At 67.0% G+C, this 20354-nt stretch carries 18 protein-coding genes; 9 read left to right on the top strand and 9 right to left on the bottom strand.

Features of this window, described 5'->3' with window-relative positions; translation table 11 throughout:
- The first annotated feature begins 45 nt into the window (after positions 1-45).
- From ACWMMN_RS23620 to dmpG, 5 genes are all read left to right on the top strand, one after another.
- Entirely contained in the window at positions 46-1611 is a 1566-nt protein-coding gene (locus ACWMMN_RS23620) for a DUF1302 domain-containing protein (RefSeq protein WP_174991150.1), read from the top strand.
- 37 nt (positions 1612-1648) lie between these two features.
- Positions 1649-3031, top strand: a complete 1383-nt coding sequence (locus tag ACWMMN_RS23615; protein WP_059240450.1) for a DUF1329 domain-containing protein — start codon at positions 1649-1651, stop codon at positions 3029-3031.
- A 102-nt stretch (positions 3032-3133) separates the two neighbouring features.
- Complete coding sequence (gene dmpE, locus ACWMMN_RS23610) at positions 3134-3916, top strand: 2-oxopent-4-enoate hydratase (RefSeq protein WP_340624903.1); 783 nt, start codon at positions 3134-3136, stop codon at positions 3914-3916.
- Between the two features lie 13 nt (positions 3917-3929).
- Positions 3930-4829, top strand: coding sequence for an acetaldehyde dehydrogenase (acetylating) (locus tag ACWMMN_RS23605; RefSeq protein WP_059240448.1), 900 nt, complete (start codon positions 3930-3932; stop codon positions 4827-4829).
- 16 nt (positions 4830-4845) lie between these two features.
- On the top strand, positions 4846-5877 hold the full coding sequence (gene dmpG / locus ACWMMN_RS23600) for a 4-hydroxy-2-oxovalerate aldolase (RefSeq protein WP_340624902.1): 1032 nt from the start codon (positions 4846-4848) through the stop codon (positions 5875-5877).
- Positions 5878-6019: 142 nt separating this feature from the next.
- Here the strand turns inward: dmpG and ACWMMN_RS23595 are convergent, their stop codons facing one another.
- On the bottom strand, positions 6020-6304 hold the full coding sequence (locus ACWMMN_RS23595; protein WP_059240446.1) for an HU family DNA-binding protein: 285 nt from the start codon (positions 6302-6304) through the stop codon (positions 6020-6022).
- Positions 6305-6943: 639 nt separating this feature from the next.
- Here ACWMMN_RS23595 and ACWMMN_RS23590 point away from each other — a divergent pair.
- Positions 6944-8020 carry a porin gene (locus ACWMMN_RS23590; RefSeq protein ID WP_256086332.1) on the top strand — a complete coding sequence of 359 codons (1077 nt, stop codon included), beginning with the start codon at positions 6944-6946 and terminating at the stop codon, positions 8018-8020.
- 401 nt (positions 8021-8421) lie between these two features.
- Positions 8422-9801 (top strand): MFS transporter, encoded by a 1380-nt coding sequence (locus ACWMMN_RS23585; RefSeq protein WP_486424029.1) that lies wholly within the window; start codon positions 8422-8424, stop codon positions 9799-9801.
- Between the two features lie 43 nt (positions 9802-9844).
- Here ACWMMN_RS23585 and ACWMMN_RS23580 read toward each other — a convergent pair whose 3' ends face one another.
- The 3 genes from ACWMMN_RS23580 to ACWMMN_RS23570 all read right to left on the bottom strand — a co-directional run bounded on the left by ACWMMN_RS23580 (position 9845) and on the right by ACWMMN_RS23570 (position 12398).
- Positions 9845-10087, bottom strand: a complete 243-nt coding sequence (locus tag ACWMMN_RS23580) for a hypothetical protein (RefSeq protein ID WP_486424028.1) — start codon at positions 10085-10087, stop codon at positions 9845-9847.
- Entirely contained in the window at positions 10084-11331 is a 1248-nt protein-coding gene (locus tag ACWMMN_RS23575) for an alkaline phosphatase family protein (RefSeq protein WP_174991157.1), read from the bottom strand. The genes ACWMMN_RS23580 and ACWMMN_RS23575 overlap by 4 nt, the downstream gene beginning before the upstream one ends.
- Positions 11332-11501: 170 nt before the next feature.
- Positions 11502-12398 (bottom strand): AraC family transcriptional regulator, encoded by an 897-nt coding sequence (locus ACWMMN_RS23570; protein WP_256086331.1) that lies wholly within the window; start codon positions 12396-12398, stop codon positions 11502-11504.
- A gap of 167 nt (positions 12399-12565) precedes the next feature.
- On the opposite strand from ACWMMN_RS23570, the gene ACWMMN_RS23565 reads away from it, so the two are divergent.
- Both ACWMMN_RS23565 and ACWMMN_RS23560 read left to right on the top strand, forming a co-directional pair.
- Positions 12566-13345 (top strand): SDR family NAD(P)-dependent oxidoreductase, encoded by a 780-nt coding sequence (locus ACWMMN_RS23565; protein ID WP_174991161.1) that lies wholly within the window; start codon positions 12566-12568, stop codon positions 13343-13345.
- A gap of 113 nt (positions 13346-13458) precedes the next feature.
- A complete protein-coding gene (locus tag ACWMMN_RS23560) occupies positions 13459-14268 on the top strand; it encodes an alpha/beta fold hydrolase (RefSeq protein ID WP_059240440.1) in 810 nt (269 codons plus the stop codon).
- Between the two features lie 171 nt (positions 14269-14439).
- Here ACWMMN_RS23560 and infA read toward each other — a convergent pair whose 3' ends face one another.
- The 5 genes from infA to ACWMMN_RS23535 all read right to left on the bottom strand — a co-directional run bounded on the left by infA (position 14440) and on the right by ACWMMN_RS23535 (position 20322).
- Entirely contained in the window at positions 14440-14703 is a 264-nt protein-coding gene (infA, locus tag ACWMMN_RS23555; RefSeq protein WP_006483034.1) for a translation initiation factor IF-1, read from the bottom strand.
- A 467-nt stretch (positions 14704-15170) separates the two neighbouring features.
- Entirely contained in the window at positions 15171-15374 is a 204-nt protein-coding gene (locus ACWMMN_RS23550) for a cold-shock protein (protein ID WP_006483056.1), read from the bottom strand.
- A gap of 281 nt (positions 15375-15655) precedes the next feature.
- The gene (locus tag ACWMMN_RS23545) at positions 15656-16735 is read right to left on the bottom strand and encodes a 3-ketosteroid-9-alpha-monooxygenase, oxygenase component (protein ID WP_059240439.1); all 1080 of its coding nucleotides are present in this window, start codon (positions 16733-16735) and stop codon (positions 15656-15658) included.
- 67 nt (positions 16736-16802) lie between these two features.
- Positions 16803-19265 (bottom strand): efflux RND transporter permease subunit, encoded by a 2463-nt coding sequence (locus ACWMMN_RS23540; protein ID WP_486424027.1) that lies wholly within the window; start codon positions 19263-19265, stop codon positions 16803-16805.
- A 94-nt stretch (positions 19266-19359) separates the two neighbouring features.
- Positions 19360-20322 (bottom strand): WD40/YVTN/BNR-like repeat-containing protein, encoded by a 963-nt coding sequence (locus ACWMMN_RS23535; RefSeq protein ID WP_174991163.1) that lies wholly within the window; start codon positions 20320-20322, stop codon positions 19360-19362.
- Positions 20323-20354: the final 32 nt, after the last annotated feature.

Genomic DNA, 20354 nt, shown 5'->3' with positions numbered 1-20354 from the left:
ACAACGCACAGACGACCGTCGTCGATACCCCCAAGAGGAGACACCATGCATCAACGGATTTCGCGCCGTACCGACAAGCGGGCAACCGCCACGCTGTCGACGCTGGCCGCCGCACTGCTGACATGCGCCGTTCCCGACGCGCATGCAGGCAGCACGATCGGGCTGGGCGCCGACACGACGCTGGACTACACGTTCACGCTCAGTTACGGCCTCGGCATGCGCACCCGCGCACCGAGCGGCAATCTGCTGACGCCGGCGAACATCAACGGCGACGACGGCGACCGCAACTTCGCGAAGAACAAGCTGATCGAGAACCAGGTCAGCCTGCTCGGCGAAGTGAACCTGAAGCACGACGACTGGGGCGTGTTCGTGCGCGCGAGCACGTTCTACGACCAGGCCTATCACCGCCCGAACTACAACGATGCGCCGGGCACCGTGAACCAGTCGGGCCAGTACAACAACTTCACGAGCGATGCGCGCTACTGGTCGGGCGGTCACACGACGCTGCTCGCCGCGTATGCGTACAACACGTTCCATATCGGCTCGACGAGCCTGAACGTGAAGGTCGGCGACCAGGTCGTCGCATGGGGCGAGAGCCTGTTCTTCCCGAACATCGCGGGCGCACAGGGCCCCTCCGACGCGACCAAGTCGTACATGGCGGGCGCGCAAGTGAAGGACATCCTGCTGCCGGTGCCGCAGATCTCGACGCAGTGGCAGGTCACGCCGAACTTCAGCCTGCTCGGCTACTACCAGTTCTCGTTCCAGCAGAACCGGCTGACCGCGCCCGGCACGTACTGGAGCTACTCCGACGTCACGGGCCCCGGCGCGCAGTACATCATCGGCCCGGGCGGAATGATCATTCCGCGCGGCCCCGACGACAAGCCGAGCGCGAGCAACCAGTGGGGGATCGGCGCGCGCTTCCGCGTGCTCGGCGACACCGAGCTCGGCCTGTACTACCTGCACTACAACGACATGAACCCGAGCGTCGTCACCACGTACTTCCCGACGCTCCAGTACCAGCAGACCTACTTCAGCAACATCAAGCTGACCGGCGCGAGCTTCTCCACGCAGGTCGGCCCGGTGAACGTCGCGGGCGAAGTGTCGTACCGCCAGGGCGCGGCCGTGCTCGTCAATACACCGACGGGTGTGCAGTCGACGCGCGCGAACGTGCTGCAGACCAACCTGTCCGGCATCTACTCGATCGGGCCGAGCTTCCTCGCGAATTCGCAGTCGCTGACAGGCGAAATCACGTACGTGCATGCGGGCGGCATCTCCGAGCTCGACGGCTCGACGACGCTCGCGAATTCGCGCAACGCGCTCGCCATGGAGATCGCGTGGACGCTCAGCTACAAGAACGTGTTCAACGGCTGGGATCTCGACGTGCCGCTGACCTACGCGCACGACCTGACGGGCACGTCGCCGCTCGCCGGCGCGCTCGGCTCGCTGACGGGCCAGGGCGACCACCGCGTGACGGCCGGCGTGACCTTCACGCGCCTGAGCAACCTGCAACTGTCGCTCGTCTACGCAAAGTTCCTCGGATCGCCGAACCCGGTCACGCGCCCGCTCGCGGATCGCGACTACGTGCTGGCCACGGCGACCTACCACTTCTGAGCGGCCCGGCCGCTCGTCACTCAGCAAGAGGATTGTCATGAAGAGAATTCGTCTCCCCCTCCTGCGCGCGTCGGTGATGGCCGCGTGCGCGCTCGCTGCGACGGCATCGTTCCCGAAGGTCACGCCGGACGACCTGAAGGCGCTCGACGGCACGCTGACGCCGATGGGCGCGGTGCGTGCCGCGAGCAAGGACAACAGCGTGCCCGACTGGTCGGGTAAGTGGCTCGGCACGCCGCCCGACGTGCAGTACAAGCGCGGCGGCCGCTACCCCGATCCGTACGCGAACGAGAAGCCGGTCGCGACGATCACCGCGGAAAACATGGCGCAGTACGCGGAGCACCTGACCGACGGCCAGAAGGCGATGTTCAAACGCTATCCGGCGACGTTCAAGATCATCGTCTATCCGAGCCACCGCGACTTCCGGTATACGGACGCCGTCTACAAGGACATCCGCACGTACGCGCCCGATTCGACGATGACGTCCGACGCGAACGGCCTCACGAACGCGCCGCCGCAGGCGCCGTACCCGATCCCGAAGACCGCGGCCGAGCTGCTGTGGAACCAGCGGATGTCATCGGCAATCGGCACCGAGCAGGCGATCTATGACCAGGCGGTCGTCTACTCCGACGGCAACATCGCGTGGGGCAAGGTGCGCTACGACATCTACTCGCCGCGCAATGTCGGCAAGTACGACGTGAAGAGCGACCTGAACAACCGGACCTACGCGCGCGTCGCCACGGAGCTGCCGCTGTCCGACCGCGGCTCGATCACCCTCTCCTTCACGAACTGGGACAAGGCCGGCGCGGACAACTCGTCGCGCACGTGGATGTACAACCCGGGCACGCGGCGCGTGCGGCAGGCGCCCGAGTACGGCTACGACCAGCCGATGGGCCCGGGCGGGTTCCGCACCGTGGATGACGACCGTCTCTTCAACGGCTCCGGCGACCGCTACGACTGGAAGATCCTCGGCAAGCGCGAGATCTACGTGCCGTACAACGACTACAAGGCGATGGACAGTTCGGTGAAGTACAGCGACCTGCTGGGCAAGAACCACGAGAACCCGGCGTATATCCGCTATGAACTGCATCGCGTGTGGGTGCTGCAGGCGACGCTGAAGAGCGGCTATCGCCACCAGTACGCGAAGCGCGTGCTGTATCTCGACGAGGATACGTGGATGACGCCGCTCGCCGACAACTACGATGCGCGCGGCCTGCTGTGGCGTACCAACGTCGCGACGTCGCTGTATGCGTTCGATGCGAAGACGTTCTACCCGGGCGTCGTGTTCTATCACGATCTCGTCTCCGGCGCATACATGGCCGACCGCCTGACGAACGAAGGCCCGATGCCGAAGCTCGACAACAGCCCGCAGTTCAACGAGGCGTACTTCTCGCCCGACGCGATCCGCAGTTCGGGTAACTGACGTATCGACTGACGCGGCACGCCCGCGCCCCCGCGCCGGAGCCCGTGCTCCGGCGCACGACGCCGCCCGCGACGGCGGCCTTTTCCATTCGAGGGCCCTTTCATGTCTTCCCGCCTGCATACGACGCTCGGCGACGAACTGTACGCCGCGTGGCACGCGCGCGCACCGGTCGCGCCGCTGTCGAACCGTCCGCGCCGGCTGTCGCTCGACGACGCCTACCGCATCCAGCAACGCTTCATCGAGCGTCGCATCGAACAGGGCGAAGCGGTCGTCGGCAAGAAGATCGGCGTGACGAGCCAGGCCGTGCAGGACATGCTGAACGTGCGCCAGCCCGATTTCGGCATCCTGCTGTCCGGCATGCATTACGCGGCCGGCGAGGCGATTGCCGCCGACTCGCTGATCGCGCCGCGCGCCGAGGGCGAGATCGCGTTCATCCTCGCGCACGACCTGCGCGGCCCCGGCATCGACCGCACCGACGTGATCGCCGCGACGGCCGCCGTCGCACCCTGCTTCGAGATCGTCGATTCGCGCATCCGCGACTGGGCGATCCGCATCGAGGACACCGTCGCCGACAACGCGTCGTGCGGCGTGTACGTGCTCGGCGATGCGCGCGTCGACCCGCGCACGCTCGATCTCGCCGCGTGCGAGATGACGATCGACAAGAACGGCGAGCCCGTCGCGCAAGGACGCGGGGATGCGGCGCTCGGCCACCCCGCCGACGCGGTCGCGTGGCTCGCGAACACGCTCGCCGCGTACGACGTGCCGCTGCTGGCCGGCGAGATCGTGCTGTCCGGCTCGCTCGCGAAACTGATTCCGGTCACGGCCGGCGACACGCTGTCGATGCACATCTCGGGCATCGGCAGCTGCGATGTCCGCTTTATCTAAAGGAAGAATCCTGATGAAGAAAATCAAATGCGCACTGATCGGGCCCGGCAACATCGGCACCGACCTGCTGTACAAGCTGCGCCGCTCGACGGTGCTCGAACCGGTGTGGATGGTCGGCGTCGATCCGGCATCCGACGGCCTCGCCCGCGCGCGCGAGTTCGGCCTGAAGACCACCGACAAGGGCGTCGACGGGCTGCTGCCGCACGTGGCCGCCGACGACATCCGCATCGCTTTCGACGCGACGTCGGCGTACGTGCACCGCGACAACTCCGACAAGCTCACCGCGCTCGGCGTGAAGATGATCGACCTGACGCCCGCCGCGATCGGGCCGTACTGCGTGCCGCCGGTGAACCTCGACGCCCATCTCGACAGCGCGCAGATGAACGTCAACATGGTGACCTGCGGCGGCCAGGCGACGATCCCGATGGTGTACGCGGTATCGCGCGTGCAGCCGGTCGCGTACGGCGAGATCGTCGCGACCGTGTCGTCGCGCTCGGTCGGCCCCGGCACGCGCAAGAACATCGACGAGTTCACGCGCACGACGTCCGGCGCGATCGAACAGGTCGGCGGCGCTCGCAAGGGCAAGGCGATCATCGTGATCAACCCGGCCGAGCCGCCGCTGATCATGCGCGACACGATCCACTGCCTGACCGACGGGCCGCCCGACGTCGACGCGATCACCGCGTCCGTGCATGCCATGGTCAAGGAAGTGCAGCGCTACGTACCCGGCTACACGTTGAAGAATGGCCCGGTGTTCGACGGCAATCGCGTGTCGGTGTTCATGGAAGTCGAAGGGCTCGGCGACTATCTGCCGAAGTACGCGGGCAACCTCGACATCATGACCGCCGCCGCAGCCGCCACGGCCGAGCGTTTCGCCGAACAGATGCTGGCCGCGACGGCCGCTACCGCTTGAGTCGAGGAGTCACACGATGTCACTTGCAGGCAAGAAGATCACCGTCCACGACATGTCGCTGCGCGACGGGATGCACCCGAAGCGCCACCAGATCACGCTCGACCAGATGCGCAACATCGCGCGCGGGCTCGACGCGGCCGGCGTGCCGCTGATCGAGGTCACGCACGGCGACGGCCTCGGCGGCGCATCGGTCAACTACGGTTTCCCCGCGCACACCGACGAGGCGTACCTGAGCGCCGTGATTCCGGAACTGAAGCAGGCGAAGGTGTCGGCGCTGCTGCTGCCCGGCATCGGCACCGTCGAGCATCTGCGCATGGCGCACGAACTGGGCGTCGGCACGATCCGCGTCGCGACGCACTGCACCGAGGCCGACGTGTCGGAGCAGCATATCGGCCTTGCGCGCACGCTCGGGCTCGATACGGTCGGTTTCCTGATGATGGCGCACATGTCGTCGCCGGAGCAGCTCGTCGTGCAGGCGAAGCTGATGGAGTCGTACGGTGCGAACTGCATCTACATCACCGATTCGGCCGGCCACATGCTTCCCGACGACGTGACCGCGCGAATCAGCCAGGTGCGCGACGCACTGAAGCCGGAGACGGAACTCGGCTTCCACGGCCACCACAATCTCGCGATGGGCGTCGCGAACTCCGTCGCGGCGGTTGCCGCCGGCGCGAACCGGATCGACGCGGCCGCGGCCGGCCTCGGCGCCGGCGCGGGCAACACGCCGATGGAAGTGTTCGTCGCGGTGTGCGACCGGATGGGGATCGAGACGGGCGTCGACGTGTTCGCGATCTCGGACGTCGCCGAGGATCTCGTCGTGCCAATCATGGATGTGCCGATCCGCCTCGACCGCGATGCGCTGACGCTCGGCTATGCGGGCGTCTACTCGTCGTTCCTGCTGTTCGCGAAGCGCGCGGAGGCGAAGTACGGGATTCCGGCGCGCGACATTCTCGTCGAACTGGGCCGGCAGCGGCTCGTCGGCGGCCAGGAGGACATGATCGAGGATGCGGCGCTGACGATGGTGCGGGCACGGGAGGTGGCGGCGTAATCACGCGGCTTCATCGCCGGTCGTACGGGACGGGGCACATGCCCCGTCTTTTTTTGAGGACGGTTGTTGCGCCGGGCGGCGTGTCGCTCGAACGGTACCGTTCGATCTGCGCCGCCAGCTGGCTGGCGCCCCGCCGCCCCGCTTACTTCTTGATCGCATTCACCGCACTCTTGAATGCGGTGCCCGCGGTGAACTTGACGGTCTTCACGGCCGCAATACGGATCTCTTCTCCGGTCGACGGATTTCTGCCCACTCGGGCCGCGCGCTTCCCTTGCCTGAACGAGCCGAAACCGACCAGCTGAACGGCTGCGCCGGCCGCGACCGCGCCGACGATCGTATTGATCACCGTGTCCACTGCTTCAGTGGCCGCGACCCGGTTCAACCCGGTGGAAAAAACCACGGCGTCAACCAATCCTTGTTTATTCATCAGTGGCTCCTGCGTCAAAAGAAAAACCGGTATTCGTGTTACCGGCCTTGTTGTATTCGCGATGTCCTGCTGCGGTTCGCGTAGCGCGTGCCACGGCCGGCCGTTCGAAACGGCGCAAGACCCGCTGCGACTGCCATCATCGGCAACCCGGCAAGGCTGCACCGAAACGGCGCATCGCACGTCGTCCAACCGGACCATATGACAACGATTGCAATCCGTCTGTCAGGTACCCCGAGGACACCGTCCGGCCTGCTTCGTCAGTGTCTCTCCGGTATTGCGCGACAGCGCCCGATCCGGAAAATGGTAAATGTTCGTCCATATCGGCTGCGCATGAAATCCATCGCATAAATGGCGCTGTATGAGCGTATACGCCGATATCGACATGCATCCCGGCGCATAACCCTGACTTATACGGCTTGGCGTATACGCATGATGCCCTTCGTCCAATGGCTGATCAGAAGCAACAAATTTACGATTCAACCTCATTCTGACGAGGCAATTCAGAAGCGGATAAATCACGCGGTTTCATTTGGCCTCGATCGCGCCTCACACCGCCGTCCAATCGAATTCCCCTTCTTACCCCGGGCAATGCATTACTCGAAACCAGTCAGCCCGCCATCAATCAATACAGGAGACCTCATGAAGTCATTCGCTCGCCGTGCGTCGCGCACGTCCGTCAAGCTGATCGCCGCAGCCGCCTGCGTGGCGGCCACTGCGCCCGTCCATGCACAGTCGAGCGTGTCGCTCTATGGTCAGGTTGACGAATGGGTCGGCGCAACCAAGTTCCCCGGCAGCGACCGCGCATGGAACGTGAGCGGCGGTGGCATGTCGACGTCGTACTGGGGCATGCATGGCGCCGAGGATCTCGGTGGCGGCTACAAGGCGATCTTCACGCTGGAAAGCTTCTTCCGCGCGCAGAACGGCCAGTACGGCCGCTTCCAGGGCGACACGTTCTTCGCGCGCAATGCGTACGTCGGCATCGATTCGCCGTACGGCACGGTGACGGCAGGCCGCCTGACGACGCACCTGTTCCTGTCGACGATCCTGTTCAACCCGTTCTACGACTCGTACACGTTCTCGCCGATGGTGTATCACGTGTTCCTCGGCCTCGGCACGTTCCCGACCTACCCGAGCGATCAGGGTGCGGTGGGCGATTCCGGCTGGAACAACGCGGTGTCGTATGCATCGCCTTCGTTCGGTGGACTGAACTTCGGCGCGATGTACGCATTCGGCAACCAGGCCGGCGACAACGGCTCGAAGAAATGGAGCGCTCAGTTCAACTATGCGAACGGCCCGTTCGCGGCAACCGCCACGTATCAGTACGTGAACTTCAACAACGGCCCGCGCGACCTGAGCGCGCTCGTCGCCGGGATGAAGAGCCAGGGCATCGCGCTGGTCGGCGCAACCTACGACCTGAAGCTCGTGAAGCTGTTTGGCCAGTATATGTACACGAAGAATGACCAGGTCGCCGGAAGCTGGCATGTGAACACTGCGCAAGGCGGCGTGTCGGTGCCGCTCGGCGCGGGCAACGCGATGGCCTCGTACGCGTATTCGCGCGACGCAGGCGGCCTCGACCAGACGCGCCAGACCTGGGCCGTCGGCTACGACTACCCGCTGTCCAAACGCACGGACCTCTACGCCGCGTACATGAACGACCGCATCAGCGGCCTGTCGAACGGCAACACGTTCGGCGCGGGGATTCGCGCGAAGTTCTGATCGCAGCGCTGTTCCGAACGTCCGGAAACGTGGGTCACGCGCGCTGCGTCATCCCGGTTCCGGGCACGTCGAATGCATCCGCGGCAATCTCGCTGCGCTTCGGTCAGCTCAACTACGCCGACGTACCTCCTTCGCACGGCGTAGCTGCAGCATTTTCCCTTTGAACCGCAGCACCGCAGCACCGCAGCACCGCAGCACCGCAGCACCGGCAGGATATTCCAGCATGCTGGCCATGCCGCAAGCCAGGCCGCAACGCATGACGGGCACGTGTCGCGTCTTTCGACGTGATCGGTCATGACGGCAGGCACACCGTTTGCATGCCCTCGCGCTCGTCTGCTGACACCACGCTGTCAGCAGACGGTATCTAAGCTCGATGGACCGAAACCCGAGGAGCACCGCCCGTGGCTCATACCGGAGGACTCGCCGCACTGGCCGAGCGCACCGCCAAACGGCGCGGCCTCACGCTCCTGACCCTCTGCCTCGCCGTGCTCGTCGCACAGGTCGACACGGCCGTCGTGAATCTGGCGACGCGCGCGATCGGCGACTATTTCCACGCCGGCGTCGGCGCGTTGCAATGGGTCGTCGACAGCTACAACCTCACTTACGCGGTGCTGCTGCTGACGGGCGGGCTGCTCGCCGACCTGCACGGCCGGCGCCGCCTCTTCATCGCCGGTACCGCGCTCTTTACCGTCGCGTCGCTGGCGTGCGCGCTCGCCCCGTCGGTATCGGTGCTGATCGCCGCGCGCGCGCTGGCCGGCGTCGGCGCGGCGCTGCTGCTGCCGGCCTCGCTTGCGATCGTGCGCGTCGTGTGGCGCGATCCGGTCGAGCGCGGCCGCGCGCTCGGCATCTGGGCCGCGTGCAACGGCGTGGCGATGGCGATCGGCCCGACGCTCGGCGGCGTGCTGATCCGGCACTTCGGCTGGCGCAGCATCTTTTTCGTGGTCGTGCCGTTGGGCATCGCGGCGATGCTGTTCGCGATTCCGGCCGTGCCCGAGTCGTCCGATCCGCGTGGCCGGCATGTTGACGGTGCGGCGCAAGTCGCGGGGGCGCTCGGGCTCGGCGCGCTTGCGTATGCGGCGATCGTGTTCCGCGATTCTGCGGCCGCGTGTGCGTTCGCGGGCTGCGTTGCAGTTGCGTCGTTCGTCGCCTTCGCGGCGATCGAACGCCGCCGCGGCGAAGCCGCGCTCGTGCCGCTCGACCTCTTCCGGATCAGCGCGTTTCGCGGCGCGATCGCCGCGACCACCGGCATGACGTTCGGCATGTACGGCGTGCTGTTCCTGCTGCCGCTGACGTGGCAGAGCACCGGTCGTCTCGATTCGACCGGCGCGGGCCTTGCACTGCTGCCGATGGCACTCGTGTTCATCGTCGTGTCGCCGTGGTCCGGCCCGCTGTCCGAGCGCCTCGGCACGCGCACGACGACGGCCGGCGGCGTCGCGGTGATCGCGAGCGGGCTCGCCGTGATCGGCGCATCCTCCGGTTCACCGGGCCTGCTCGACGCCGAGATCGGCCTCGCGTTGACAGGGCTCGGGATGGGCATCGCGACCGGCCCGCTGATGACCATCGCGGTCGGCACGGTCGAGGCCGCGCGCTCGGGCACCGCAAGCGCGCTCGTCAACGTCGCGCGGATGACCGGCGCGACGCTCGGGATCGCGGTGCTCGGCACGCTGTTCGCGGCCGCGCACGGCGGCGCGGCAGGCTTGCGCGCGGCGATGTTCGTCGGCGCGGCCGTGCAACTGACGGGCGCGGTGGTGTCGGCGGTCAGCGTGCAGCAGGCAACGTGACAGGCGGCGTTCCTGCTGGGTACGGCGCTACCGCACTATCCGCTCAGTGATGTTTCCCGCCGTGCTTGCGCGCCCGGTGCTCGGCGCGTTTCTGCAGCAGCGCCGGCATCAGCTCCTCGATATATTGCCGCGCCTGTCCGCGCGTGACGATCTCGCTGAAGCGCTGGTGCGCCTTGTCCTGGCCGACCAGCTCCGCATGCGCCTTCCTCAGGATGTGCAGATACGCGATCAGGCTCGTGCCGTCTCGCACGGGCAGCGCATCGCGCGGGTCCGGGGTCGTACTCATGTTCCGATCCTTTGCGGACAATCCGTCCGGCACGTTGTCGTCACGAGCGCCAGCAGGTCGTTGGCGAGCCGGTCGCGGTCGGTCAGCGGCGCACAGCCGAACAGCCGCTCGAGCGTCGCGGCGACCGACGCATGGTCGTACGGCGTGTGGTCGACCTGCCCGGCCGCGACCCACGGCGAAATCACGATCGCCGGCACGCGCACGCCATACACGTCGAAACCGAAGCCGCTCGCGTTCAGCGTCTCGGCCGCGCCGTCGTTCGGCGGCGGCGCGGCGCCCGGCCGGACCGAATCGTAGAAACCGCCGTGCTCGTCGTAGACGATCACGAACAGGCTGCTGTTCCACACCGGCGAATTGCGGATCGCGTTGTACACGCGCGCAGCGAGCTGGTCGCCGCCGGCCAGCCCGTCCATCGGATGCTGCGAACTGCCGTTTTGATAGGTGCCGTGCACGATGTCGCCGTAGCCGGGCTCGATGAACGTGTAGCGCGCCGTGTAGCCGGCCGCGAGATCGGCTTCGAAGTGCGCGAGATCGTCGACGTCGAAGAAGCTGATGCCCTTCAGCGACGCAACCTGCGGCACACGGCCGAGCGGGTCGCCGGTCTGGTCCTGGTAGATGCGCCAGTTGCCGTCGCCGAGCGCGCCGAAGATCGAGCCCTTCGGATAGGGAAAGCCGTCGAATGCGTCCCATCCGCCCATCTCTTCCTTGGTCGGCGAATGGTCGAGCCCGGCCGACGACGCGCCGTGCAGGAAGAAGCGGTTCGGCCAGGTCGGCCCCGGCATCGACGCATGCCACGCATCGCACAGCACGAACGCATTCGCGAGCGCGTACAGCGACGGCGCCTGCGTCGCGACGTTGACGCCCTGCATGATCTTGCCCGCGTCGGCCGGCTGCGGCGGCGTGCCTTCGGAATGCGACGTCGCGTAGTTCGACACGAAACCCGTATTGCCGACCGGCGGATAAGCCTGCCCTTTCACGAACGGCACGCCCGCGCCGCACAGCTGCTCGAGCACGTCGGTGAATTCGTGGCATGGATCGGTCGGCATCCGGTCGGGTGCGCCGCCACCGAACGGATAGACCGCGCCGCCATACGCGTTGCTGTTGCCCGGCGACGCGGCGACGATGTCGGCGATGCCCGACAGCGCGAACAGGTGATCGAAGGAACGGTTCTCGAGCATCAGCACGAACACATGCTGGATGCGGTCCTGAACGGACGGGGATGCGGGGGCTGCGTCTGCACTCATGGCGCCTCCTGGCGTCGCGTGACGAATGTCCGGCTGGCACGGTCGTTGGCCCGCTGAAAGCCACTGAAGGGATTGAAAGCCACACGCGCGGGCCGCGAATTGCCGACGAGTGTACGACCGCGCCGCCCCGCGCGTAAAGCGTCATACGAACCGCGTCACCGCGTGTCGGTTCAGCCCTCGACCGGCGCGGTTTTCAGCGTGACGACATCGCGCCGTGGCGGCGCGCCGAACATCCGCGCGTATTCGCGGCTGAACTGCGACGCGCTTTCGTAGCCGACGCGATACGCGGCCGTTTCCGCGTTCGCCGCGCCGGTCACCATCAGGTGCCGCGCTTCGAGCAGGCGCAACTGTTTCTGGTACTGCAGCGGCGTCATCGATGTCAGCGCCTTGAATTGCCGGTGAAATGCCGACGGGCTCATCTGCGCGACGGCGGCGAGCTCCTCGACGCGAATCGCCTCGGCAAACTGGCCGCGCAACGCATGGATCGCCGCGACGACGCGCTGGGCGTGACCGTTGGCGAACACGACGCGCGAGACTTCGCCGCCGTGCGGGCCCGCGAGCAGCCAGTAGCAGATCTCGCGCATCACGAGCGGCGCGACGACCGGAATCGCGGCCGGCGTATCGAGCAGCCGCATCATCCGCAGCACGCAATCGGCGAGCGGCCCGCCGAAATCGGTCACGCACACGCCATGCCCGATCGGGCCGGCCGCCTGCGGCGGCGCATCGAGCCGTTCGAGCACGTCGCGCATCATCGCGAGATCGAATTCGAGCACGATGCCGAGGAACGGTTCGGTCTCGCTGGCCTTCACGATGCGGCTCGTCGCCGGCATCTCGACGCTGACGACGAGCGCGCGGCCGGGCCCGTAGTCGTAACGCCGCCCGCCGAACGTGGTCCACTTCGCGCCTTGCACGACGACGCACAGCGCGGGTCTCATGATCAGCGGCGCGGGCAGCCGCTCGCGGTTGGAACGCAGCAGGATCAGCCCGTCGATCGCCGTCTCGAACCGGCGTTCGTCGCCCTGCTCGCCGGTCAGGCGCGCGACGCGTTCGACCAGTTCCTCCGACATGGTGCAGCCCTCCGTATCCCGATGTGCGGATGGTACACGCGGCACCGCGCGCATCGGGGCGGCCGGGCAGGATCAGGCAAGAATGCAGCCGGTTCCGGCATTCATCGGGGACGACGGCCGCCGTACGCTTGCGGCTGTCCGTCACCGACTTCGACCAGGAGCACAGCATGACTGCAGTACATTCCACCGGTACCGCCCGGAAAATCGCCGTCGTCACCGGCGGCAGCCGCGGGCTCGGCCGCAACACGGTGCTTCACCTCGCGCAACGCGGCGTGCGCACGATCTTCACCTACCGCTCGAATCGCGCGGAAGCCGATCGCGTCGTCGCGCTGGCCGCCGACGCCGGGCAACCGGCGCTCGCGCTGCCGCTCGATACGGGCGATACCGCCACGTTCGGCCGCTTCGCCGAACAGCTCCGCGACGCGCTTTCAGGCTGGGGCGCCGACCGCTTCGACTTCCTCGTCAACAATGCGGGCACGTCGCATCACGCGCCGATCGCCGAGACGACCGAAGCCGATCTCGACGCGCTCTATCGCGTGCACTTCAAGGGGGTGTTCTTCCTCACGCAGACGCTGCTGCCGCTGATCCGCGACGGTGGCCGCATCGTGAACGTGTCGTCGGGCCTCACGCGCGTCGCGGTGCCCGGCAGCGCGGCCTACGGGTCGATGAAGGGCGCGGTCGAGGTGCTGACGCGCTATCTGGCGAAGGAGCTCGGCCCGCGCGGCATCGCGGTGAACGTCGTCGCGCCGGGCGCGGTGGCGACCGATTTCAGCGGCGGGATGGTGCGCGACAATCCGGAGGTCAACCGGCGCGTCGCTGAATGGACCGCGCTCGGCCGTGTGGGCGAGCCTGACGACATCGGGCCGATGATCGCGTCGCTGCTGTCGGACGACAACCGCTGGGTCAATGCGCAGCGCATCGAGGTGTCGGGCGGGATGGCGCTCTGAGCGTTGACTTTCGCCGGGCGGCCCGATACGATCGATGCACTTTCAAGACGCCCTCCCGGTCCGCCGGGAGGGCGTTTCGTTTTGGTTCACCAACCAGAAGGAAACGACTTGAAATGAACCCGATCGACCCCGCCCTCGCCGCCCGCCCGGACGGCCGCCACGAGGGCCTCGGCTACCTGCAGCACGGCACCGGCCCCGAATGCGTGATGGTGCTGCACGACTGGCTCGGCGACCATACGAACTACGCGGCGCTGCTGCCGTATCTCGACGAAACGGCCTTCACGTACGTGTTCGTCGACCTGCGCGGCTACGGCGCATCCCGTCACCTGAGCGGCGCATATACGATCGACGAAATCTCGGCCGATTGCCTCGCGCTCGCGGATCGCCTCGGCTGGCAGCGCTTTCACGTGATCGGCCATTCGATGACGGGCATGGCGACGCAACGGCTCGCCGCCGATGCGCCATCGCGCATCAAGAGCGCGATCGCCGTGTGCCCGGTGTCGGCGGCCGGCAACCGCCTGCCCGGCGACGCACGCGCCTTCTTCGCGAGCACGACCGTCGACGACGACGCGTTTCGCCGGCTCGTGCGGTTCGTGACGGGGGGATTGTCGGCGCGCTGGGCCGACCTGAAGCTGCGGCAGAACCGCGAGCGGGTGGCGCCCGGTTGCCGGCTTCCGTATCTCGACATGCTGACCGGCACGGATTTCGTCGATGAAGTGCGCGGGCTCGACACGCGTTTTCTGGCGATCGTCGGCGACAAGGATCCGGGGCTCGACGCGCCGGCGATGCAGGCGACCTTTCTCGCATGGCATCCGAACGCAAAGCTCGTGACGATACCGAATTGCGGGCATTACCCGATGCAGGAATGTCCGCCGTACTTCGCGAAGGTCGTCGAGGATTTCCTGCGGGACGCGGCTGCCTGAGCGTTGCGCACGCGCGGCGGCCGGTAAAGGCGGGACTGGCCGCCGCGGCGCGATGGCGCCGCCGGCGACCGACGAACGGTACGCAGCGTGCCGTTCATCCGGTTCGTCCGGCCGTGTGGCCGGACAGGTTTCGACCGGGGGCGCGATGTGCCGCGCGCCGGCCGTCGCCGCTTAACGACGCGGCTGGCCGCTTCGCGGCGGACGCGGGGAATTCGCGTCCTTGTGACGGAAGTTGATACGGCCCTTCGTGAGGTCGTAGACCGACAGTTCCAGCGTCACGCGGTCGCCCGCGAGAATGCGGATGTGGTTCTTGCGCATGCGGCCCGACGCGTACGCGCCAACCACGACGCCGTTTTCCAGCGTCACACGGTATTTGCTGTCCGGCAGCACTTCGTCGACGATCCCGTCGAGTTCCAGCAGTTCTTCTTTTGCCAAACCAATTCCTCCAGACAAGGTGATAGACCGCGGCCGCGGCGATCTGCCCGGCGCCGCATCCCGCAACGGGACGGCCGCCGGCAGGCTGCCGGGGATCGGTTCGTTCAGACGGGCCAAGGGCCTGTCTTGCGATCGGAGCCCGGCGCGTTGCGGCGTTCGGGCGGTCGGTGGCGGCGGCGGGATGAGCGCCGCGCAAGTCGGGACCGCGCCAGCTACGACATGGCGGCGGTCTGCTCAGGTTGATGCGTTGAAGCGGTGATGCGCTCGCGAAGCAGCGTGCGCTTCGCAAGGGCGTTGCGTCGCATGCGGGTTACGCATGCGATGAGGGAGGCGTCACGACCGATGCATCGAGAATGTCGCGATGCATCGGTCGTGCGCATCGGAACGCGCAGGCCGCCGTCATGCGGCGCCCCGCGCGATACTCCATCCGGCCTCGGCCGCCGACCGGCGACCGCTGCCGATGCGGCTTACTGCGGCGTGATGTTCGACGCTTGCAGACCCTTCGGGCCACGCTTCACTTCGAAGCTGACCTTCTGGCCTTCGGCCAGGGTCTTGAAGCCCGTGCCGCGAATTTCCGAGAAATGGGCGAACAGATCGTCGCCGCCGTTGTCCGGGGAAATGAAACCAAAGCCCTTGGTTTCGTTGAACCACTTGACGGTACCGGTATCCACAAATACTTCCTTAATACAAACGATTGAACATGCGCCCTCGACGGGCACAGAAAGAATCAAAGAGGGAGAGACCAACGACTGCCGCACAGCGTGCGGCGAATGATGAGCAATCGAACTTCTTGACGACTTCGGTCTAGGACACTACGCGGGAGTGGGCGTTTCGTCAAGTCATTTTGGTGCGACGCACAAGCGAAGGTGCCGCCGCGCCTTGTACGGCGGGGGTTGCCGGCCGATGCCCCCCGTTTCGATGCGCCCCTGTTTTTCGGCCGGCCTGCCCGTTTTTACTGCGGCTCGAACACGTGATGCAGCGCCGGCGGCTCGCCGCCTTCCCGAATCCGCATCTCGAACGCCTTGCGCGCGACGCTCGTCGGCCGCACGTCGGCGGCGTCCAGGTAGAACTGCGAATACCAGTCGCGCATCTGGTACAGCGGGCCGTCGCCTTCGCACAACAGCGGGTTGTCGATCCGCGTCTTGCTGTGCCAGATGTCGACGTCCTCGTAGAACGCACGCTGCGCTTCCTTCACGTACGCGTTCGCGATCTCCATGTTCTGCTCGTCGGTCAGCCCGGCCACCTTCTTCACGATCACGCCGTAACGCAGCTCGAAGCTGTTCATGTCGATCGGCACGTGGCAGTTCAGCAGCACCGAGTGGATCGGCTGCCCGTTGCTCTGCCCCGTCATCTGCGTGATGTGCACGGCCGGCCCGAAATAGGTCGACAGCGCGGTCAGGCTGTCGCCGCCGAGCTTCTCGCTGCGGCCGACCATCAGCTGCGTCGCCTTGTGGTCCTCGAACAGGTTCGCGAAATAGTCGATCGGCGCGTGGTGCACGGTCGCGAAGTGAGCGACATCCGAGATGTTGTCGACCAGTTCACGGCAGTTGGCCTGGATCACCATCTTGTCGACGACCCAGTCCGACCATTCGTCGGAGAAGCACACGTCGAGGCGCGGAATCGCGACGTCGGCCGGCGGCGCATTGCCTTCCGGGTCGTTCCACACGAACAGCAGGTTGTTTTCCTCGCAGGTCGGCCACGCGCCGATGCGCGCCTTCGGCGGAATCCGCTTGCAGTACGGGATCGACGCGCACTGCCCTTCGCCGCTCCACGCCCAGCCGTGGAACGGGCACACGAGGTTGTCGCCTTCGACCGTGCCGAGGCTCAGGTCGGCGCCCATGTGCGGGCAGTACGCGTCGACGACGTTGACCTTGCCGGTCGAATCGGCGAACGCGGCAAGCTTGCGGCCGAAGACGTTCAGCGTATGCGGCTTGCCGTCCTTGTAGTCGCGGGCGAGCCCGAGGCAGTGCCAGCCGCGCGCATAGCGCTGCGCGAGCGGCTGGGCTTCGATCTTGTAAGGGCGTGCGGACATGTGGGTTGACTCCTTCTTTGGGAGAACGCGCGGCGGCCGGCCGCGCGCGGGGGAAATGGGGCGCCGTTCAGCGCATCGGGTTGCCGGGTTCGAGTGCGGGCGACGGCTTCAGCGGCGCGGGCGTCGCCTGCAACGGCTGCGGCTGCTTCGACACGCGGCGCTCGGCACGCTCGACGCCGAGCCACGCGGCAAGCGCGGGCAGCAGGAACACCGCGCCGAACAGGTTCACGAGGAACATGAACGCGAGCAGCACGCCCATGTCGACCTGGAACTTCAGTGCGGAGAACGCCCACGTGCCGACGCCGATGAACATCGTGACGGCCGTGAACAGCGCCGCGGTACCGCGCTGGCGCATCGCGTCGGCGAAAGCGTCCGGCAGCGTCGCGCCGTGGCGGATGTCGTGCTGCAGGCGCTCGTACAGGTAGATCCCGTAGTCGACGCCGACGCCCACGCCGAGCGTGATCACCGGCAGTGTCGCGACCTTCAGCCCGATGCCGAGCCGCGCCATCACCGCATTGCACAGGATCGACACCAGCGTGAGCGGCACGATGATGCAAAGCACCGCGCGCCACGAGCGGAACGTCACCGCGCAAAGCAGCGCGATCGCCCCGAAAATCGACAGCAGCATCGCGACCTCCGCGTCGCCGACGGCCTCGTTGGTCGCGGCCATCACGCCGACGTTGCCGCCCGCGAGCCGGAACGCGACGTTCGGCGTCGGGTTCTCGGCCGCGAAGCGCTTGATCTCGTCGACGATGTGCGCGATGGTCGTGCCTTCGTGGTTCTTCGTGTAGATCAGTACCTGGATCGCCTTGCAGTTCGCGGTGTTCATCCCGTTGTCGGGGTCGAACGCATTGGAACCCTGCGTGAGCCCGTCGCCGGAACGCGGCAGCGCGGCCCAGCGCGGGTTGCCTTCATTGAACGCGGCGATGAACACCTTGCCCTGCGACGACACGCTCGTCACCGACTGCACGCCGGCCACGCCGCGCATGTTCATCTCGAACTTCTCGATCGCGCTCATCACCGGGTAATGCAGGCACGCGTCGTCGAAGCCGGTCGTCTCGACGATCACCGACAGCACGTCCACGCCGATGTTGTACTGGTGCGTGATTGCCGCGTTGTCGATGTTGTAGCGCGAGTTCGTGCGCAGTTCGGGCGCGCCCGTGCCGATGTCGCCGATTTCCAGCTTGCGCGACTCGAGCGTGCCGTAGGCGAGCAGCGCGAGCGCGACCGCGAACACGCCGAGCGCCGGCGCCGGCCGCGCGAACACCGCGAAGCGCGACCACATCGGGCTGCCGCCGGCCGCCGCCGTGCGCTGCGCGCGCGCCAGCGTGCCGCGTTCGAGGCGCGTGTACGACAGCAGGATCGGCAGGAACACCTTGTTCGTGACGATCATCAGCAGCACGCCGAGGCAAGCGGTGATGCCGAGCTCGCGCACGATGTCGATCTTGATCCGCATGATCACCATGAAGCCGAGCGCGTTGGTCAGCAGCGCGACGGTGCCCGGCACGAACAGCTTGCGGAACGCGTCGCGCGCGGCGTCGACCGACGACGCGCCGCGCACCAGCGCCTGCTTCCACGCATTGGTCATCTGCACCGCGTGCGAGACACCGATCGAGAAGATCAGGAACGGCACGAGGATCGACATCGGATCGATGCCGAGCCCGAGCAGCGGCAGCGAACCGAGCAGCCAGACGACCGGCAGCAGCGCGACGACGAGCGCGAGTACCGTGGTCTTCAGCGAGCGCGTATAGGCAAACAGCAGCGCAGCCGTCACGAGGAACGCGAGTGCGAAGAACGCCATCACGCCCGCGATGCCGTTCTCGACGTCGCCGACCAGCTTCGCGAAGCCGATGATGTTCACGTCGATGCCCTGCTTCGCATACTTCGCGCGGATCTCCTCGAGCTGGCGCGCGACCGCGCTGTAGTCGAGCCGCTTGCCGGTCGCCGGATCGGTCTCGCGCAGCTCCGCGCGGATCAGCGCCGACTTCAGGTCGTTGCCGACGAGGCGCCCGATCTGCCCCGAACGCGCGACGTTGCGGCGTACTTTCGCGAGATCGTCCGGGTTCGCGCTCGAGAACTGGCCGGGCACGACCACGTCGCCGCGGAAGCCGGCCTCGGTCACCTCGGTGTAGTGGACGTTCGGCGTGAACAGCGAGAACACGCGCGAGCGGTTGACGCCGGGGATGAAGAACACGTCGTCGGTCGCATGGCGCAGCCCGTCCATGAACGTCTGGTTGTAGATGTCGCCGTCGCCCTTCCAGCGCAGGCTCACGAGGATCGTGTTCGCGCCGGGGAACGCACCCGCATAGCGTTCGAACACCTGCATGTACGGGTGCTGCATCGGGATCATCTTGTTGAAGCCCGGATCGAGCTTCAGGCGCGTCGCGGACAGTCCGAGCGCCAGCGTCACCGCGACGCACAGCAGCATCAGCAGCTTGCGTTGGCGGATGATCGTATTGGCGCAGCGCTCGACGAACGTCGCGAGGCGCGACGCAGGGACGGCTTCAGGGGGGCGTGACTGGTCGTTCATGGAATTCTCGTGTCGGTACGGACTGGCGATGCGAAACGAACGGAAGCGTGCGGAAACCGGCGGCCGCGTCTGTCGCGGCCGCCGCGGCCGCGCGTCAGGACGGCGACGCGGCGAGCGGCGCGACGCCGGATTCGCCGCCGAGCAACAGCGCACCGTGACCCATGTCGAGCACGGCCGCGAGGCTCTGCACGCCGCCGAGCTTGCGCACGTCGAAGGTCAGCCCGCCGTCGCGCGATGCGACGATCGCGCCGCCCTGGCCGACCAGCACGAGTTCGCCGTCGGCAAGCTGGGTCGCGCCGAAGTACGACACCGGCACGTGGCTGTCGACGTGCGTCCAGGTCGCGCCGTGATCGGTGCTGCGCACGACGTTGCCGCGCATCCCATACGCGACCCAGTCGCCGTTCGCGAGCATCAGCGCGCCGAACAGCGAACCCGCATACGGTGACGCCAGCTTGTCCCACGTGGCGCCGTTGTCGCTCGAGCGCAGCAGCGTGCCGCTTTCGCCCGCGATCAGCAGGTTGCCGTGGCCGTCGCCGACGATCGCGTTCAGGTGGCGATCACCGGCCGGCGTCTTCACGGTCTGCCAGTTGACGCCGGCGTCGTCCGAGCGCAGCAGTTGGCCGAAGCTGCCGGCCGCGAACAGCGGGCCGTCCGCGGTGCCCCATATCGACAGCAGCGGGTCCGAATGTTCGTGGTCCATGTGGACCTCGCGCCAGTGCACGCCCGCGTCGTCGCTGCGGACAATCAGGCCGTCGTGACCGACCGCGATCCCGAGCGTCGGCGTGATGAAGCGCACCTGCGTGAGGGTCGATGCCTGGTCATGCGCGATCGACGCCGGCCGCCAGTGCGCGCCCGCGTCGTCGCTCAGCAGGATCACGCCGCGTTCGCCGACCGCGACGATGCGCGTCGTGCCGGCGCGGGCGAGCCCGTTGATCTGCAGCCGGTCCGCGTGGATCGCGGTGGCCGGGAACGCCGGCAGCGGGCGCGGCGAAAACGCGAACAGCGCGGCGCCGAGCACGAGCGCCGACATCGCGAGTCCGGGCAAGGTTCGTTTCATGCTTGTCTCCTGTGTCTGCGTTCGACGGCGGT

Source organism: Burkholderia cepacia complex sp. TUM26381 (genome assembly GCF_057439935.1).
Note: the sequence above shows the minus strand (reverse complement) of the source record. Positions and strands in the feature narration are given on the sequence as shown.

Coding starts and splice junctions, on each gene's coding strand:
- ACWMMN_RS23620 (WP_174991150.1), top strand. CDS start 46: ATGCATCAACGGATTTCGCGCCGTACCGACAAGCGGGCAACCGCCACG.
- ACWMMN_RS23615 (WP_059240450.1), top strand. CDS start 1,649: ATGAAGAGAATTCGTCTCCCCCTCCTGCGCGCGTCGGTGATGGCCGCG.
- dmpE (WP_340624903.1), top strand. CDS start 3,134: ATGTCTTCCCGCCTGCATACGACGCTCGGCGACGAACTGTACGCCGCG.
- ACWMMN_RS23605 (WP_059240448.1), top strand. CDS start 3,930: ATGAAGAAAATCAAATGCGCACTGATCGGGCCCGGCAACATCGGCACC.
- dmpG (WP_340624902.1), top strand. CDS start 4,846: ATGTCACTTGCAGGCAAGAAGATCACCGTCCACGACATGTCGCTGCGC.
- ACWMMN_RS23595 (WP_059240446.1), bottom strand. CDS start 6,304: ATGAATAAACAAGGATTGGTTGACGCCGTGGTTTTTTCCACCGGGTTG.
- ACWMMN_RS23590 (WP_256086332.1), top strand. CDS start 6,944: ATGAAGTCATTCGCTCGCCGTGCGTCGCGCACGTCCGTCAAGCTGATC.
- ACWMMN_RS23580 (WP_486424028.1), bottom strand. CDS start 10,087: ATGAGTACGACCCCGGACCCGCGCGATGCGCTGCCCGTGCGAGACGGC.
- ACWMMN_RS23575 (WP_174991157.1), bottom strand. CDS start 11,331: ATGAGTGCAGACGCAGCCCCCGCATCCCCGTCCGTTCAGGACCGCATC.
- ACWMMN_RS23570 (WP_256086331.1), bottom strand. CDS start 12,398: ATGTCGGAGGAACTGGTCGAACGCGTCGCGCGCCTGACCGGCGAGCAG.
- ACWMMN_RS23565 (WP_174991161.1), top strand. CDS start 12,566: ATGACTGCAGTACATTCCACCGGTACCGCCCGGAAAATCGCCGTCGTC.
- ACWMMN_RS23560 (WP_059240440.1), top strand. CDS start 13,459: ATGAACCCGATCGACCCCGCCCTCGCCGCCCGCCCGGACGGCCGCCAC.
- ACWMMN_RS23545 (WP_059240439.1), bottom strand. CDS start 16,735: ATGTCCGCACGCCCTTACAAGATCGAAGCCCAGCCGCTCGCGCAGCGC.
- ACWMMN_RS23540 (WP_486424027.1), bottom strand. CDS start 19,265: ATGAACGACCAGTCACGCCCCCCTGAAGCCGTCCCTGCGTCGCGCCTC.
- ACWMMN_RS23535 (WP_174991163.1), bottom strand. CDS start 20,322: ATGAAACGAACCTTGCCCGGACTCGCGATGTCGGCGCTCGTGCTCGGC.